General features: G+C 65.5%; 17 protein-coding genes. 7 read left to right on the plus strand and 10 right to left on the minus strand.

What is annotated here, in order from left to right:
- Positions 1-37 precede the first annotated feature (37 nt).
- From AC1DWU_RS21025 to AC1DWU_RS21050, 6 genes are all read right to left on the minus strand, one after another.
- Positions 38-1,633, minus strand: a complete 1,596-nt coding sequence (locus AC1DWU_RS21025; RefSeq protein ID WP_477151958.1) for an autotransporter outer membrane beta-barrel domain-containing protein — start codon at positions 1,631-1,633, stop codon at positions 38-40.
- A 124-nt stretch (positions 1,634-1,757) separates the two neighbouring features.
- Entirely contained in the window at positions 1,758-2,534 is a 777-nt protein-coding gene (gene hyi / locus AC1DWU_RS21030) for a hydroxypyruvate isomerase (RefSeq protein WP_477151959.1), read from the minus strand.
- A 114-nt stretch (positions 2,535-2,648) separates the two neighbouring features.
- Positions 2,649-4,205, minus strand: a complete 1,557-nt coding sequence (arfA, locus tag AC1DWU_RS21035; protein WP_477151960.1) for an arabinosylfuranosidase ArfA — start codon at positions 4,203-4,205, stop codon at positions 2,649-2,651.
- A 148-nt stretch (positions 4,206-4,353) separates the two neighbouring features.
- The gene (locus tag AC1DWU_RS21040; protein WP_477151961.1) at positions 4,354-5,280 is read right to left on the minus strand and encodes an ArsR/SmtB family transcription factor; all 927 of its coding nucleotides are present in this window, start codon (positions 5,278-5,280) and stop codon (positions 4,354-4,356) included.
- A gap of 86 nt (positions 5,281-5,366) precedes the next feature.
- On the minus strand, positions 5,367-5,696 hold the full coding sequence (locus AC1DWU_RS21045; RefSeq protein WP_477151962.1) for an L-rhamnose mutarotase: 330 nt from the start codon (positions 5,694-5,696) through the stop codon (positions 5,367-5,369).
- A 48-nt stretch (positions 5,697-5,744) separates the two neighbouring features.
- A complete protein-coding gene (locus AC1DWU_RS21050) occupies positions 5,745-6,503 on the minus strand; it encodes an IclR family transcriptional regulator (RefSeq protein ID WP_477151963.1) in 759 nt (252 codons plus the stop codon).
- 118 nt (positions 6,504-6,621) lie between these two features.
- Between AC1DWU_RS21050 and AC1DWU_RS21055 the strand changes: the two genes are divergently transcribed.
- The 3 genes from AC1DWU_RS21055 to AC1DWU_RS21065 are packed head-to-tail and all read left to right on the plus strand — an operon-like array spanning position 6,622 to position 9,338.
- The gene (locus tag AC1DWU_RS21055) at positions 6,622-7,728 is read left to right on the plus strand and encodes a mandelate racemase/muconate lactonizing enzyme family protein (protein ID WP_477151964.1); all 1,107 of its coding nucleotides are present in this window, start codon (positions 6,622-6,624) and stop codon (positions 7,726-7,728) included.
- A gap of 10 nt (positions 7,729-7,738) precedes the next feature.
- Complete coding sequence (locus AC1DWU_RS21060; RefSeq protein WP_477151965.1) at positions 7,739-8,578, plus strand: class I SAM-dependent methyltransferase; 840 nt, start codon at positions 7,739-7,741, stop codon at positions 8,576-8,578.
- 28 nt (positions 8,579-8,606) lie between these two features.
- Positions 8,607-9,338: an SDR family oxidoreductase gene (locus AC1DWU_RS21065; protein WP_477151966.1), complete on the plus strand. Its 732-nt coding sequence runs from the start codon at positions 8,607-8,609 to the stop codon at positions 9,336-9,338.
- Positions 9,339-9,400: 62 nt separating this feature from the next.
- On the opposite strand, the gene AC1DWU_RS21070 is transcribed toward AC1DWU_RS21065, so the two are convergent.
- Both AC1DWU_RS21070 and AC1DWU_RS21075 read right to left on the minus strand, forming a co-directional pair.
- Positions 9,401-10,798: an AtzE family amidohydrolase gene (locus tag AC1DWU_RS21070; RefSeq protein ID WP_477151967.1), complete on the minus strand. Its 1,398-nt coding sequence runs from the start codon at positions 10,796-10,798 to the stop codon at positions 9,401-9,403.
- Positions 10,795-10,983 carry a DUF4089 domain-containing protein gene (locus tag AC1DWU_RS21075; protein WP_477151968.1) on the minus strand — a complete coding sequence of 63 codons (189 nt, stop codon included), beginning with the start codon at positions 10,981-10,983 and terminating at the stop codon, positions 10,795-10,797. The genes AC1DWU_RS21070 and AC1DWU_RS21075 overlap by 4 nt, the downstream gene beginning before the upstream one ends.
- Positions 10,984-11,192: 209 nt before the next feature.
- Between AC1DWU_RS21075 and AC1DWU_RS21080 the strand changes: the two genes are divergently transcribed.
- Both AC1DWU_RS21080 and AC1DWU_RS21085 read left to right on the plus strand, forming a co-directional pair.
- The gene (locus tag AC1DWU_RS21080; RefSeq protein WP_477151969.1) at positions 11,193-11,939 is read left to right on the plus strand and encodes an SDR family NAD(P)-dependent oxidoreductase; all 747 of its coding nucleotides are present in this window, start codon (positions 11,193-11,195) and stop codon (positions 11,937-11,939) included.
- Positions 11,939-12,247, plus strand: coding sequence for a Dabb family protein (locus AC1DWU_RS21085; RefSeq protein WP_477151970.1), 309 nt, complete (start codon positions 11,939-11,941; stop codon positions 12,245-12,247). Before AC1DWU_RS21080 ends, AC1DWU_RS21085 begins: the two co-directional genes overlap by 1 nt.
- On the opposite strand, the gene AC1DWU_RS21090 is transcribed toward AC1DWU_RS21085, so the two are convergent.
- A complete protein-coding gene (locus tag AC1DWU_RS21090) occupies positions 12,244-13,497 on the minus strand; it encodes an NAD(P)/FAD-dependent oxidoreductase (RefSeq protein WP_477151971.1) in 1,254 nt (417 codons plus the stop codon). The two genes, AC1DWU_RS21085 and AC1DWU_RS21090, sit on opposite strands and share 4 nt — an antisense overlap.
- Positions 13,497-14,531, minus strand: a complete 1,035-nt coding sequence (locus AC1DWU_RS21095; RefSeq protein ID WP_477151972.1) for a proline racemase family protein — start codon at positions 14,529-14,531, stop codon at positions 13,497-13,499. Before AC1DWU_RS21095 ends, AC1DWU_RS21090 begins: the two co-directional genes overlap by 1 nt.
- 263 nt (positions 14,532-14,794) lie before the next feature.
- Here AC1DWU_RS21095 and AC1DWU_RS21100 point away from each other — a divergent pair, with 263 nt between their 5' ends.
- Both AC1DWU_RS21100 and AC1DWU_RS21105 read left to right on the plus strand, forming a co-directional pair.
- Entirely contained in the window at positions 14,795-15,481 is a 687-nt protein-coding gene (locus AC1DWU_RS21100; RefSeq protein ID WP_477151973.1) for a fumarylacetoacetate hydrolase family protein, read from the plus strand.
- The gene (locus AC1DWU_RS21105) at positions 15,481-16,578 is read left to right on the plus strand and encodes an ATP-dependent DNA helicase (RefSeq protein WP_477151974.1); all 1,098 of its coding nucleotides are present in this window, start codon (positions 15,481-15,483) and stop codon (positions 16,576-16,578) included. The genes AC1DWU_RS21100 and AC1DWU_RS21105 overlap by 1 nt, the downstream gene beginning before the upstream one ends.
- Positions 16,579-16,830: the final 252 nt, after the last annotated feature.

Below are 16,830 nucleotides of genomic sequence, written 5' to 3' on the forward strand. Positions count from 1 at the left end.
TCGAACGCCTCCAACGCATCCGCCGCGCTCAACGGCACTACGGCGTCGAACACCGGGGTCGCCGGCATGGCCTGCAGCGTCGTGGCGGTGGCGAACTGGTTTGGCGTTTCGGCGATCGCGGGGAGGTTCGTGATACGGCGGTGAAGCCGCCCGCAACGCCCCCAGCGGTGAGGATCTGATAGCCGCTGCCGAGTGCGTAGGAGCCGGAACCGGTGATGACGCTCACCGTGCCGCCGCTCAGCGTCGCGACGCCTGAAACGGCGAGCTTCCCGGCAACGGCCGCCGGGGTGACTCCGACCCTGAAGGTGCTGCCGCCCTCGTTGCCATAGGTGACGGTAACGTTGAGCGTGCCAGCCGTCAGGTCCATTGTGCCGGCATTCTTCACCGCGCCGACCAGCGTCCCCATGCCCTTCACAGTCCCTAAGGCACGAATGTCGATGCTCGGGCTGGTCAGCGTGCCCTGCACGTTCAGCACGCCCGCCTGCACCTCGGCACTGGTGGTGAAGGCACCGGCATTGCTGATGCTCCAGGCGCCGCCCTGCATCGAGAACGTCTCGAAACTGAGGAATTTCGCGAGGCTCTCGCTGCCGCTGCCCAGCAGCACCAGGTTGTCCGTGCCGGTGCCGCCCTGCACCAGCCCATTCAGCACCGAACCGGTGTCGAGGTTGAGGGTCCGGGCATAGTTGCCGCTGAAATTGATGGCGTTGAGCGCACCGGTGATGGTGCCCGAATTGGTCACTGTCCCCGCGCGGGCGAGATAGAGTCCATCGCCCGCCGCCGACTTGATGGTGCCTGAATTGAGGAAGGTGCCGCCGCCGGTCGCCTCCACGGCCTTGGAGTTGGCGTTGCTGCCGGTCGACTCGATGGTGCCGGCATTGGTGAAGGTCAGGATCGCGGTGGCGCTGGCATAGACGCCGTTGTAGCCGCCCTTGATGACGGCGCCGGCCGCGTTGGTGATGGTGCTCGGTCCGCCCTGCACGAATACGCCGGTCGAGAAGCCGGTGAGCCGGGTGTTGATGATGCTGCCCGAGTTGATGACGGTGCGCTCCGTGCCCTGCCCGATCGACACCGCATTGCCGGCGCTGTTGCCGGTGATGACGCCGGTCGCCGTATTGGTGACGGAGCCGCCGAACTGCAGCAGCACCAGGTCGCCGCCAGAGACGACCTGGGTGATGGTGCCGGAGTTGGTCACGATCCCGGGACCGACTCCCGGGTTCCCGCCGCTCGGGAACTTGCCGATGCTGATGGCGCTGCTGGTGGCATTTATCGTCGCGCCCTGCGCGTTGACCACCGTGCCGCCGCCGACCAAGGTGATGGCGTTGCCGCCGGTGAGCGTGCCCAGATTGGTGACGCTGGAGCCGGCGCCGTCGAGCTTGATCTGTCCGCTGACGCTGCCATTGTTGCTGAGCGTCCAGGTTCCGGTCCCGCCGACGGCCGGTGCGCCGCTGACCGACACGCCGGAGAGGATGTCGACGGTCGTGCCGGCATAGAGGTTGAGGTTCACCCCGGTCGTGACATTGGCGGCGATGTCGACGTCGGCCGCCCGCACCGGCGCCAACGCCACTCCAAGCGACAGCTCAATCGCGATCGCCACGGCGAACGCGCGCCGCGCTGCCCCCTTCGACTGATGCATCCCCAGCTACCCACGTCCGGCCAACCGGGTCGAGACTAGGAGGGCCGCCGCCCGTGTCGTAGCTGGTCACTCGGGGCAGGAGGGGGCAACTCGGGGGCTAGGCCGGGGCAACTCGGGACATGGTTCAGCGGTAGGACGTCATCCAGCCGAGCCCCTCGCTGGTCCCGGCCAGCGGGCGGTACTCGCAGCCGACCCAGCCGCCATAGCCCAGACGGTCGAGCTCGGAGAGCACGAAGCCATAGTTGATCTCGCCGGTGCCCGGCTCATGCCGGCCGGGCGTATCGGCGATCTGGATGTGGCCGATCCGGTGCTTGAGCCTCTCAAAGGTCGGCACGAGGTCGCCGGCCGTCACCTGCTGGTGGTAGATGTCGTACTGGATCAACAGGTTGTTCGAACCCACCGCATCCAGCACCCGCTCGGCGTGGCGCTCGGTCGACAGATAGAACCCGGGAATATCGCGGGTGTTGATCGGCTCGACCAGCAACTGCACCCCGGCCGCGGCGAAACGTGGCGCGGCGTACCGGAGGTTCGCGACGAAGGTCGCCTCCAGCGCCTCAGTCGGAACACCCGCCGGCACGATCCCCGCAAGGCAGTTCACCCTGGGGCAGCCGAGCACCCGCGCATAGCTGAGCGCCACGTCGACACCAGCACGAAACTCGTCCACCCGATCCGGATGGCAGGCGATGCCCCGCTCGCCACCGTCCCAGTCACCCGCCGGCATGTTGAACAGCGCCTGTTCGAGGCCGTGCGCGGCGAGCAGCGCTGCCAGTTCCTCGACCTCCGCCACATAGGGCACCGCATATTCCACCGCCCGAAAGCCATCAGCCGCGGCCGCGGCAAAGCGGTCGAGGAACGGCAGCTCGGGATAGAGGAACGACAGGTTGGCGGAGAATTTCGGCAACGCGGCACCTCGACGGGCCCGCGAAATTGCCGCCCTCCGGCGCGCCGGGAGAGCGCGTCGGAGGACATTTTCCGGGAGGACCCCCAGAAAAGCTAGACCAAAAGCCGGGTCGGGTCAGACCTTCACGCGGATCATCTGGTACGAGTAGGGCGCCAGCTTCACGCTCAACGTCTTGCCGTCGACCTTGGCGCCCGAACCCTTGGCCGGGGCGACGTTGGTCTGGGCGGTCGCAGTGTTCACCGCGCGCAGATTCTCGTGGGTCATCACCTGGTGGTCGATCACGGTCGCAGCGCCGAAGCCTTCGAGGCTCAGGTCCACATCGATCGATTCCGTGGCGTGGCGGTTCACCGCGAAGAAGCTGATGGTGCCGTCTTCCTCGTTGTGGACGCCCGAGACGTCGACATAGCCGATATTGTCGCCATGCACGGAGTCGTAGCCGGGCGACTTAACATTGAGCTGCAGCGTCGTGCCACGGCCGAACACCGAGGCGAAGTAGTAGGGGTAGTAGATGGTCTGCCGCCAGGCCTGCCCTTTGGGGTCGGTCATGATCGGCGCGATCACGTTCACCAGCTGCGCAATACAGGCGAGCTTCACCACGTCGGAACGGCGGATGAAGGTGTTGAGGATCAGGCCGACCTGCAGCACGTCCTCGAAGTTGTAGATGTCTTCGAGCAGGCGCGGCGCATGCGGCCAGCCGCCATTGCCGTCGAGGATGACGCGGTCCTGCTTGTTGGAGTGGTACCAGACGTTCCACTCGTCGAAGCTGATATAGACGTTGTGCTTCGAACGCTTCTTCGCCTTCACGAAGTTGATGGTCGAGGCGACCGTCGCGATGTAGCCGTCGAGCTTTTCGTTGAGCGCCAGGTAGTTGGCGCTGTTCTTGGCCAGCACGTCCGGGCCGGCGCCGTCGAGCAGGGCCTGCTCGTTTTCGCGGTTGGCGAAGTACATGTGCAGCGAGATGTGGTCGACGTTGTCGTAGGTGTGCTCGAGCACCTCGCGTTCCCAATCGGGATAGGTCGGCATGTTGGCGTGGGACGAACCGCAGACGATCAGCTCGAGCTTCTTGTCGAAGGCGCGCATGGTCTTGGCGACTTCATTGGCCAGCCGGCCGTACTCGTGCGCGGTCTTGTGGCCGACCTGCCAGGGGCCGTCCATCTCGTTGCCGAGGCACCAGAGCTTGACGTTGAACGGGTCGGCGCGGCCGTTCTTCTTGCGGAGGTCCCCCCAGTACGAACCGGTCGGGCCGTTGACGTATTCGAGGAAGTTGCGGGCGTCGTCGAGGCCGCGCGAGCCGAGGTTGATGGCGAGCATCATCTCGGTGTCGACGAGGTCGCACCAGTCGGCGAATTCGTGGACGCCCACGGCGTTGCTGTCCGAGGTGTGCCAGGCGAGATCGAGGCGGGTCGGGCGCTGCTCGCGCGGGCCGACACCGTCTTCCCAGTTATAGGCCGAAACGAAGTTGCCACCCGGATAGCGGACCATCGGCACCTTCAGCTCGCGCACCAGCTGGGCGACGTCGCCACGCATGCCGTTCTTGTCGGCGGTCTCGTGGCCGGGCTCGTAGATGCCGGTGTAGATGGCGCGCCCGAGGTGTTCGAGGAACGCGCCATAGACGCGATCGTCGATCTTCGAAATGGTGTAGTCCTTGTGCGCCGTGACCGTCGCCCGCATCGGCTCCTCCTATGTCACCCGTTTTGGTGATTTATATCGTCTAGCTTGATATGGAACCGACGGCGACGCGTCAAGGGGGCAGAGCCACCGGCAGAAGTTCACGGTCCAGGCGTGGACTTTGGGCCGGTTTAGGCCAGTCGAAAGCCTGCTATTCGGTCTCGATCCGGAGCACGATGTCCTGATCGTAGTTGCCGAAGCCACGGCCGAAGATGTTGATGCCGCCCGGGTGCTTGGCATCCTCCTTCACCCCGATCCTGAGCCGGATCGAGTGGTGGGTATCGAGATCGAGGTCCTTCAGCGACACCGGCGAGATCTTCATGCCATCGACATAGGTGCCCGAGCCGTTGACGCGGAAGCTCTTCAGCTTGCCGTACTGGCTGCCCTTCAGCTTCCACCAATCCGGGGTGTAGACGCCACGCTTGTCGCCGAAATCGCCGGGCGAGGTCCACGTGCCGATGTCCTGGCCGTTGACCCCGACGGTGATGTCCGATGGCCAGTCGGCGCTGGTGCCCGGCACCTCGGAGCTCAGTTCGATGGAAAACTCCATCGAGTTGATCTTCTGCTGCGCCAGCCTTGCATTGTTGGGGAACTGGTACTCGACATAGCCGCGCGTGAACCAGATCAGGCCGGTTTTCATGCGCTCGGGATCGAGGAAAGTGTCGGGCACGTCGAGCAGCCCGATGATCCCCTCGGTGGAGCACAACCCGCACGGCGCCGAGACTTCGCAGCTGGTATAGAGCCCCAGCGGCATCGCCACTTCGATGACATTGGCCTTGAGCGGGCGGATGTCTTCCTTGAACATCACCAGCACTTCGTCGAACAGGCTGTGGCAGATCTTCTGGTTGCCCTTGCGTGCCTTCTGGGTCTCGGTGCGCACCAGCCCGGCCTCGACCAGCGTCTGCATGTTCGAGCTGACCGTCGATTGCGGCTGCTGGAGCTTGGCGGCGATGTCATTGACGTTCATCGCCCCTTCGATGTGGAGGAGCTTGAGGATGGCCACGCGCACTTCGGAGGCCAGCGCCTTCAGCACCTCGGGCCTCTCCTCAGGGTCGATAAGCAGGAAGTTGCGGCTCATGAGTCGTGGCGCCCCCCAAAAACGCAGAGGGCGTTTGTATCAGGAAGTTCGGTACAGTCAAACGATGGGCTGCTGCCGGTGCCGGCTCAATCGGTGTGGAACACCTCGTCCACCGAGGCCCACCATTCGCCGTCCTTGCGGGTCTCGAGTGGCTGCTGCATCGGCATGCAGACCGACCACCACTCCTGGGTCACCGGGTCGGCAGCCATCGCCGCCATGTCGGCCTCGTAGTCGGTGCCGACATACTCGAAATACGAGAACAGCAGGTTTTCCGGCTGCTTCAGGAAGATCGAGTAGTTGCGGATGTTGGAGTTCCTGATCTGCTTCAGCACATCCGGCCACACCGCGGCATGCACCCGCACATAGTCGGCTACCGCCTCGGGCTTCAGCCCCAGCACCGCCCCATAACGCTTCATTTGCAATATCCTCCTCAAATATGCCGTGCGGCAGGTGCCGCTTATTGATCACCCGCGCCGTTGCGAAATCTCCTGGCCGCTGGCGATCAGCATCTGCAGCACTACGTCGCCACTGGGCGCGGTCTTGACGTCGAGCCGCTCCGAATAGGGGCAGGTGAACACCGCGAGCACCCGGCCCATCGGCCCGAGGATCGGCACGGAGAGGTTGTTCACGCCCGCGATCTGCAGGCTCTGCATGTTCTCGAACCCTTGCTGACGCACCCGCGTCAGGCGCTCCTCCAGGGCCGGGGTCAGTTGCTCCGGCTGGTCCTGCTCGTCGAGCATCAGGCGCCGCTCGTCGGCAGCAGCGAAGGCGAGAAGCACGTGCCCCGAACCGGTATTGATCAGGCTGATGCGCGAGCCGACTCGCACTGACACATTCCAGTAGCCCGGCCCATCGACCTGCGCCGCCACCACCAGGTTGCCGCGATCGTAGGTGGCGAGATGGCAGGCCTGCTCGGCATCGCGGGCGAAGCGGCGCATCACCGGCATGGCCTGGCTCAGCAGCCGCTGCAGCGGTGGCCGCGCGTGGGCAAGCTCGAACAGCTTCAGCGTCACCTCGTAGCGATCGGCCGGGGTGCGGCGGACGAAGCCGCGATGCACCAGCCGGTCAAGCATGCGATAGATCTCGTTGGGCGACCGGTCGAGCGCCTTGGCGATCTCGGCCTGGCTGAGGCTTTCTTCGGTGGCCGCCAGCAGTTCGAGGATATCGAGGCCCTTGTCGAGGGCGGGCGCGCGGTACTTCTCCAGATCTTCGACCTGAACCATGCCCCCTCCGTTCGGCGCGATTGACGCCGCAAACCCCTCGTGCTTACTCACGAATAGTCTTTTCACATATGCACAACAAGCCGGATTCAGCCGGTGCGCGAGACTGCTGGAGGGAACCATGGCGCGGATCGCGCGGGTCGAAGTGCTGATGGTCGACCTCGTCCCCAAGGTGAAGCGGGTCGACGCCATCCAGTCCTTCGTTTCGCAGGAAACCCCGATAGTCCGGATCACGGACAGCGACGGGGTCACCGGCACCGGCTATAGCTACACGATCGGCACCGGCGGGCATTCGGTCATTGAGCTGCTGAAGCGCACGCTGGTCCCCGCAATCGTTGGCCGCGAGGCGCTGGAGATCGAAAGGATCTGGCGCGACCTGCTCTTCCTCACCCACGCCACCACCACGGGCGCCATCACCTCCATCGCACTGGCTGCGATCGATACGGCGCTTTGGGATTTGAAGGCGCGGAGACTCGGGCTGCCGTTGCACATCCTTGCCGGCGGTGCACAGGATGCCATCCCGCTCTACACCACCGAGGGCGGGTGGCTGCATCTCGAGGAAGCAGCCCTGATCGAGGATGCGCTGCGCGCCAAGGCCGACGGATTTGGCGGCTGCAAGCTGAAGGTGGGGCGGCCGATCCACGAGGACGTGCGGCGTATCTCCGCGGTACGCGAGGCGGTGGGGCCCGGTTTCGAGATCTTCACCGACGCCAACCAGCGCTTCAATGTCGACGAGGCGATCCGCCGGGCACGCGCCTACGAACCGCTCGATATCGGCTGGTTCGAGGAGCCGGTGACCGCCGAGGACATTTCTGGCCACGCGCGGCTGGTCGACCACACGTCGATCCCGATCGCGGTGGGCGAGAGCCTCTATTCGGCGATGCATTTCCGCGAGTATCTCGAGCGCCACGCCTGCTCGATCATCCAGGTCGATGTCGGTCGCATCGGCGGCATCACGCCGTGGCTGAAGGTCGCCCACATGGCCGAGGCCTTCAACATCGCCGTCTGCCCGCATTTCCTCATGGAGCTGCATGTCGGGCTCTGTGCCGCCATCCCCAATGGCCGCTGGGTCGAGTACATTCCGCAGCTAGACGAATTGACGACTGAACGGATGACCATCCGGGATGGTAAGGCGATCCCGTCTTCGAAGCCGGGCCTCGGCATCGCATGGGACCTGGACGCCATCGAGCGGATGACCGTCGAAGGCTCGCATTCGATCCATCTCTAGGAGCGCCGCCGTGCCGATTGTTGGAAGCGAGCCAGCCAGCCTGGAGCGGAGCTTCGGCAGGGAAGCGTTCGGCGCCGACCCCGCGAACTATCACAGCGCCCGGCCGCCCTATCCGCAGGCGACGTGGGAGGCGCTCGTGCAGGGGGCCGGCCTGCGTGCCGGCATCGATATTCTCGAGATTGGCGCCGGCACCGGCCTCGCGACACTGCCGCTGCTGGCACATGATCCGGCGCGGCTGGTGGCGATCGAGCCGGATCGTCGCCTCGCCGGCTTTCTCACCAAGGCCGCCGACGATCCACGCCTCACGGTGATCGACGAGACATTCGAGGATGTGGAACTGCGGCCCGCGTCCTTCGACCTAGTGATCAGTGCGACCGCGTTCCATTGGCTCGACCCCGTTCCGGCACTCAAAGGCATCAGCGACATGCTGCGAGATGATGGCGCCGTGGCGCTAATCTGGAACGACTTTGGCGACGCCGGCCGTCCTGATCCGTTCCACGAGGCCACAGCACACCTGTTCGAAGGACACCGCGTCAGCGCGGGTAATGGTTTGGGCAGACTTTCGTTCGCCAGCGACGCCGACGCCCGTCTCGCAGATTTTGACGCGGCAGGGTTCGTTGCAGACGAGCCGCAGTTCCTGCGCTGGACGCACGCCCTCGACCCCGGAGGGGTACGCGCGCTCTACTCCACCTATTCCAACGTGACGGCGCTGCCTGCGCTCGAACGGGTGCGCCTTCTCGACGGCCTCTTCGAGATCGCAGCCACGCAATTCGATGGCCGCGTCGAACGCAACATGACCACCGCCATCTACACCGCTAGGCACGCGCCGGACGCGCACCTCGCTGCCTGAGACAACAAGCAAGAACTGGAGCAACCCCATGGCCGACATCAGCGGCAAGATCGTCCTCATCACTGCCGCAGCGCAGGGCATCGGCCTCGCCTCGGTGCATGCCTTCGTCAAGGCCGGCGCCAAGGTCATCGCCACCGACATCAATGCCGCCAAGCTGAAAGAGCTCGACGGCACCCCGGGTGTCACCACCCGCGTTCTCAACGTGCTCAGCACCGAGGAAGTGAACAAGGCGGTGGCCGAAATCGGCCAAATCGATATCCTGTTCAACTGCGCCGGCGTGGTGCACTCGGGCAATGTCATGGAGATGCCGGACAAGGACCTCGAGTTTGCGTTCGATCTCAACGTCTGGGCGCAGATCCGCGCCATCAAGGCCGTGCTACCGCAGATGCTGGAACGCGCCGATGGCTGCATCATCAACATGGCGACCGTTGCCTCGTCGGTGAAGGGCGTCCCCAACCGCGCCGCCTACACCATCTCGAAGGCCGCTGTGGTCGGGCTCACCAAGTCGATCGCCGCCGACTACACCGCCAAGGGCATCCGGGTGAACGCCATCTGCCCCGGCACCGTGGATTCGCCGTCGCTGCATGAGCGCTGGCACGCCACCGGGGATTTCGAGGCAGCCAAGAAAGCCTTCATCGCCCGCCAGCCGATCGGCCGCATCGCCCAGCCGGAAGAGGTCGCCGACCTCGCCGTCTACCTTGCTGGCGCGACCTACACTACCGGCCAGACCCACATCATCGATGGCGGCTGGACCGCGTAAGCGTCCCATAACGTGTAATGATCAAGCGCCGCGGCCTTGGGGTCGCGGCGTTTTCGCATCCGTCAGTCGTCGTCAAAGCCCTTGGCGACAGGAGCCCGGCACACTCCGGCGGTTTCCAGCTGATGGGCGATCCTGAGGCAGACGTCCTCGCGCCAAGGCGCCGCGATCACCTGCACGCCGAGCGGCAGGTCCGCGCCATCGAGCCACACTGGCACCGAAACCACCGGCAGGCCGATGAACGAGATCGGCTGGGTGAAGATGCCCATGTTGGGCCGCACCGGCAGCTCGACGCCGCCGAACATCGCGGTCTTCTGGCCGAGCAGCGGTGCCTTCATCGGCGTGGACGGCGCGAGGATGGCATCGACGCCGTCGAACAGCCGCAGCACTTTCTCGCGGAACACCCGGCGCAGCTTTTGCGCCCGCTCCACCCACACCGCCGGCAGCATGGCACCGGCGAGCAGGCGATCGCGCACCTCGGGGTCGAAGTCGTCCGGCCGTTGCCGGAGCCGGTCGAGATGCAACGCCGCGCCTTCCGCCATGGTGATGATGAACGCCGCTGCTCGTGCCGCCTGGGCGTCGGGCAGGGTGACGGTCTTGGTCACCTCGAGCGCCTTCGCCACCTTCTGCACATGCGCCTGCGCCTCGCTGGAGCCGAGGAAGTAGTCGCCGGCCACGGCGATACGGAGCCCCGGAAGCGGGTTCTTCAACCGCGCCACCGTCGGTTCGTTCGCCCGCTTCGATTGCGCCGGATCGGCCTCGTCGAACCCCTGCATCGCGTCATAGGCCAGCGCCAGGTCGCGGGTCGAACGGCCGAATGGGCCGAGATGATCGAGGCTGGCGACGAACGGAAAGCTGTGCGCCCGGCTCAGCCGACCATACGTCGGCTTCAGCCCGAACAGCCCGCAGAGCGATGACGGCACGCGGATCGAGCCATTGGTATCCGAGCCCAGGCTCAGCGGCACCAGCCCGCCGGCCACCGCGCTCGCCGAACCGCCCGAGGATCCACCCGACATCCGGTCCAGCGCGTGTGGGTTGCGCGACGGGCCGTCGTGGACGTTCTCGCCGGTGAAGTCATAGGCATACTCGCCCATGTTGAGCCCGCCGAGTAGCACGGCGCCCGCCGCCTCCATGCGAGTGATCAACGTCGCGTCGCGCGTCGCTGGCGGGTTGTCGCGGTTGATCTTCGAGCCGGCGCGCGTCACCACGCCCTCGATGTCGAACAGGTTCTTGACCGCGAACGGCACACCGGCGAGTGGGCCGGGGTCCATGGCGTTCCTGATCTTGCCGTCGATCAGTTCGGCCTGCTCCAGCGCCCGCGCCGCTGTTACGTCGGTAAAGGCGCCCAGCATCGGGTTGTGCTTTTCGATGCGGGCGATCGCCGCCTCGGTCACGGCACGCGCCGTTGTGGCGCCGCTCTTTACGGCCTCGGCAATTTCGGCGGCGCCGGCGGTGGCCTTCATGGGCGATAGACCGGCGCGGGTTCGGCGTCGTCATCGAGCTTTACCTGCTCGACCAGCGCCGCCATCTTCGATGCGGTCTTCAGGTTCAGCTTGATGCCGGCCCGATGCTCGGGGGCGATCCGCAGTTGCAGCAGCGGCGCCGCAGCATCGATCAGCGCATCGGCATCGAAGGGTTTGTAGGCCATGTCGCGTGACGCCTCAAATCGACCAGCCGAGAGCGGCCCCCCGCTCTCGAAATGCCGGCCGGAAATAACCCTCACACGACAGCACCTCGTGCGGCAATCATCTTGATCGTCGCACTGACGCGAGCGCGAATGACTGGTTTCACCACAACTGACATGTTAGCTCTCGTTACGAGGAAACGGCCGGCAAAACCGGCAACGAGGGAACCCAAGTGAATCAGATCGATCTGAACGGGCAGGTGGCCGTGATCACCGGCGGCGCCTCCGGCTTCGGCCTTGCCTGCGCCAAGCGTTTCATCGCCTCCGGCGCCAAGGTCAGCCTCTGGGACCGCGACGCCGAAGCGCTGAAGGTTGCGGTCGGTCTGCTCGGTGCCGGCGCCTCCAGCAAGACCGTCGACGTCACCGATTATGATGGGCTCGCCGCCTCGCATGCCGCGGTGGAGAGCGAGGTCGGGCCGGTCTCGATCCTCCTTAACTCCGCCGGTATCGCCGGCAAGAACGCGCCGCTCGACGAATATGGGCTCGACGAATGGCGCAGGGTCATCGAGGTCAACCTCAACGGCACGTTCTACGTCAACCGCGTCGTCATCCCCTCGATGAAGGCCCGCAATTACGGCCGCATCGTCAACATCTCGTCGGTCGCCGGCAAGGAAGGCAACCCCAACGCTGCGGCCTATGCCGCCTCGAAATCCGGCGTGCTCGGGCTGGTGAAGGCGCTGGGCAAGGAAGTTGCGAAATACGACATCGCGGTCAACGCCATCACCCCGGCAGTTGCCAACACGGCGATCCTCAAGGACGTCAGCAAGGAATTCATCGAGTACATGCTGAGCCGCATCCCGCGCGGCCGCTTCCTCGAGGTGGACGAACTCGCCAACATGGTTGCCTGGCTGGTGAGCAGGGAAAACAGCTTCACCACTGCCTCGGTATTCGACCTCAGCGGCGGAAGGACGACCTACTGATGACCATCCGGCACTGTGTCTTCGTCAAGTTTCGCGCCGACGTTCCTGACGCCGAGAAGCGGGGCATCTATGAACAGCTCGCGGCGCTCGGCGAGCATCTCGAGCTCGATGCCATGAGCTACGGGCCGAATATCTCGCCCGAGGGCCTGCACCAGGGCTTCGTCGATGGCTTCACCATGGATTTCCCAGACGTGGCGGCGCGCGATGCCTACCTTGCCGACGGCAAGCACAAGGAGGCTGGCGCGCGGCTGGTGGCCGCCCTCGAGGGCGGTCGCGACGGCCTGTTGGTGTTCGACATCGAGGTCTAGGCGAACCGCGAAATCGAATGCGCCGCATAGCGCTCGTCGGCCGCGTCCGCGACGAGTTCGCCGATCATGATGGCGGTCTTGGCCGACTGGCTCAGCCCGTAGTGACCGTGCCCGACAGCATAGAACACGTTCGGGTGCCTGCCGGAGCGCGAGATCACTGGCACCGAATCCGGCACTGACGGCCGATGCCCCATCCACGGGTTGGCCTCTGCCCCGGCGAGTTCGGGCAGCACCGCGCCGGCGATCTCGGCCATTTTCTTCCAGCGCGAAGGGTTCGGCGGCAGCTCAGTGCCGCCCAGTTCGGTCCAGCCGCCGAGCCGCAGGCCTGGGGTCAACGAGGTTGCCACGACGCCGCGGTCGCTCAGCACCAGCGGCCGGTTGATGGCCGCCTGTCGCCCGGGGAAGGTCAGGTTGTAGCCGCGTTCGGCCTCCACCGGCAGGTGCTCGTCCAGCCCATCGGCCAGCGGCCGCGACCAGACGCCGGCAGCAATCAGCGCTGCGTCGAACGGCGTTGCGCGACCATCCGCGACCAGCTCGACGCCCTCGCCCGCCGGCGCGACGGCCGTCACCTCGACGCGCTGGTGCGTGATACCGCGCGCCAGCCCAGCCTCGAACAGGCCGGTCACCACCTCGAATGGATCGGTGACGATGGCCCAGTCGTCCGACAGCACGCCGCGCGGGAAGATTGGCGCAAGGTGCGGCTCGAGCTCGCGGATCGCTGCCCCGTCGACGAAGTGCGAGGCAAAACCCTCGGCGATCCGCCGCTTCCAGTGCGAGCGCGAGGCGTTCCAGCTGGCTTCGCTCTCATAGAGGTAGAGCGCTGGCGCCCGCTTCAGCATGTGGCCGATGCCTGCCCGGCCCCACAGCGCCTCGGTGTCCTCGACCGCGCCGCGGTTCATGCCGATCAGCGCCTGGATGCCGCGCTCGTAGGCATCGCCATAGCTGGCGCGCCAGAAGCGCCAGAGCCACGGGGTGATCTTGCCGAGATAAGCCGGCGGCACCTTCAGTGCCCCCTCGGGATCGGCGAGCATCCGCAGGCCGGTGAGCGCGATCCCCGGTTCTGCCAGCGGGAAAATGCCGGAGCCGACGACATGTCCAGCGTTGCCGAAGCTTGGCCCGGTGCGTCCGGGCTCCGCCCGATCGTAGAGCGTGACGCGATAGCCGCGCTCGTTGAGCACATAGGCGGCGCTGGTGCCGATGATGCCGCCGCCGATGACGGCAATGGTCGAGCCTTGAGCGAGTGGTTTCATCAGTTCAACAGATCGAACGCGTCGCCCCAGGTGTCGGCCACGGAGTAGCCATGCGGATAAGGGTCGGACGGGTCCCAGCCCACCTGGTGGATACCGTGGATCCAGCCACGCCCCGCAATGGTCGGGATGATCGCCGGCCGGCCCGCGACGCTCGTGTCGGCGGAATAGGAGACCTCGAAGGTCGAGTCGATGATCGAGCGCGCGGTGAACTTGTCGCCGAGCTTCGCTTCGCCGCGCGCCGCCGCCACCGCAAGGCGCGCTGAATTGCCGGTGCCGCAGGGCGAGCGGTCGATGCGGCCGGGCGGCAGGATGGTGGCGCCCTTCAGTTCGCCCGCAGCATTGCGGCCGGTGAACATGGTGTAGGAGATGCCGCGGATCGCCTCGATCTCCGGATGCCGGATATCGAGCTTCTGGTTGATGGCGCGATGTACCGCCGTGCCAGCCTCGACGAGGCGCTTCGCCATATCCGGCCGAATTTCGAGGCCCAGCTGCGCGGCGTCGATCAGCCCATAGAAGATGCCGCCATAGCCGATATCGACCTTCACTTTGCCCAGCCCCTCGACCTCGACCACCACATCGAGATCGTAGGCGAAAGACGGGTTCATGGTCAGCGTCACGCGCTCGCACTTGCCGTTGCGGCAGTGCGCGCGCGCCGTGACCAACCCGGAGGCGGTGTCGATCCGCACGATGGTCTCGGGCTCGGTCATCGGCAGCATGCCGGTCTCGAGCAGCACCGTGGTGAGGCAGATCGAGTTCGAGCCGCTCATCGCGTGCGCCTTGTCACCCTGCAGCACGAGGAAGCCGATATCGGCATCCGGGCGGGTGGGCGGAAAGATCAGGTTGGTGCTCATCGCCGCGGCGCCACGCGGCTCGAACACCAGGAAGCGGCGGAGGCTGTCGTCCACCTCGTTGATATGCCGCAGCTTGTCGGCGATGGTCGCGCCGGGCACGTCGATCACCCCACCGGTGACGACGCGGCCGACCTCGCCCTCGGCATGCGCCTCGACCATGGTCACGGTTCTCTGCCAGCGCATCCGTCGCTCCGTCTCTACTCAGCTAGCCCTAGCGCAAAGCACTCGCGCCCCGCAATCAAGTTGTCGACAATCTGCATTCACTGCGGCTCCTTGTAGCGGCCGGACCCGAACGCGCGCCGGTCGGCAAGTCAAGTGGCATCGCGATCTGACAACGCGTGATCCCGGGCGTCGAGCTTTCGACAGTATCGTGAACGGCCGCAAAGTTCTCATTTTGTCCCACGGCCGATTCGATTAGTGTGGCGCGCTTGAAGATGGGAAATGAGATGTCCGAATACGTTATCGCGCCGCCGCCGCAGCCCGCCATCCCCGTCGCCGGTGGTGGCCTCTATCCGGTGCGCCGCATCTACTGCGTGGGCCGCAACTATGCCGAGCATGCGCGCGAGATGGGGCATGACCCCAACGCCGAACCACCGTTCTTCTTCTCCAAGCCCGCCGATGCGCTGGTGATCAACGGCGCGGATTCGCCCTATCCGCCGCAGACCGACAATTACCACCACGAGATCGAGCTGGTCGCCGCCATCGGCACCGGCGGCAAGAACATCGCCGTCGCCGATGCGATGAGCCACGTCTGGGGCTATGCCGTCGGCATCGACCTCACCCGCCGCGACCTGCAGGCCTGGGCCAAGAAGGGCGCGAAACCCTGGGAAGTGGCAAAGGGCTTCGATCATTCGGCTCCCATCGGCACGCTGGTCCCGGCCAAGGGCATCGCTGCGCCCCTGACAGGTGCTATCGAACTCCGCGTCAACGGCGAAACCCGGCAGTCGGCCGACATCGCCGACATGACCTGGGACGTCGCCCACGTGATCGCCGAATTGTCGAAGTACTTCGAACTCTTCCCCGGCGACCTGATCTTCACCGGCACTCCGGCCGGCGTGTCCGCCGTAGCGAAAGGCGACCTGCTCGAGGGCTCGATCGCCGGCATCGGAACCGTCACGGTGCGCATCGCCTGATGGAGTGGTCGCCGCAACAGGACGAAGCGCTGCAGGCGGTGTCGCGCTGGCTGAAGGACAAGGACGGCAAGCAGGTCTTCCGCCTGTTCGGCTGGGCCGGCACCGGCAAGTCGACGCTCGCCCGTCATCTCGCGCAAGGCGTGAAGTCGGTGAAATACGCCGCCTTTACCGGCAAGGCAGCGATGGTGATGCGCAAGTATGGCGCCCGCGGTGCCTCGACCATCCACTCGCTGATCTACGCTCTGGTCTCAGAAAAAGACGGCGAGCCGAAATTCGCGCTCGACCCCGAGAGCGAGGCGCTGACCGCCGACCTTATCGTCATCGATGAAGTCTCGATGGTCGACGAGCAGCTCGGCCGCGACCTCCTCAGCTTCGGCACCAAGGTGCTGGTGCTGGGCGATCCGTTCCAGCTGCCGCCGGTACAGGGCGCCGGCTTCTTCACTGCCGACGAGCCCGACTACATGCTCACCGAGATCCATCGGCAGGCGGCGGACAATCCGATCATCCGCATGTCGATGGAGATCCGCGAGGGCGGCTATCTCGAGCACGGCCGCTACGGCGAAAGCCTCGTCATCCCACGCTCCGACGTCGACCGCGATGCGGTGATGGAGGCCGACCAGGTGCTGGCCGGCCGCAACAAGACGCGCGTCGCCTACAACGACCGCATCCGCGAGATCAAGGAACTCCCGCGGCACGAACCGGTCTCCGGCGATCGCCTCGTCTGCCTGCGCAACAACCCGATCAAGAAGCTGCTCAATGGCCAGATCTGGACCGCCGCCGAAGTCAAGAAGCGCTCCAACGCCCGCTATTCGATGACGCTCGATCCGGACGAAGTCACCGGCGCCAAGGTGACCCAAGCCAAGGTCGTCACCCACGCCGCATTCTTTTCCGGCGAAGAAGATCAGCTGAGCTGGCCCGAACGCCGCCAGTACGACGAGTTCACCTTTGGCTACTGCCTCACTGTGCACAAAGCCCAGGGCAGCCAGTGGGACAACGTCTACCTGTTCGACGAAAGCTATGTTTTCCGCGAGGACCGGCAACGCTGGCTCTACACGGGCGTCACCCGCGCCAGCGAGAAGATTACTGTCGTCAGCTAGGCTGCTGCGACTTTGCGGTAACACCTTGTCGGTATTTCGTTTCCCGGGTTGCGGCCGCTTCTGCTCGGCCGAAGCGATAGCGCCACACCCCGTCCCACGCACCGCCGGAGCGTGTTGCACCCCCCACCCTTGATCCCTCCCCGCAACGGGGGAGGGAGACAACTGCCGCATCAAAGAAAATCCGCACGAAGTAATCCCCCCACTCCCGCACCCATGCGATTCTGCCCCCGTCACCCACACGGGCGCGGTCGC

The sequence above is a fragment of the Devosia sp. P2_G7 genome, from assembly GCF_056403495.1.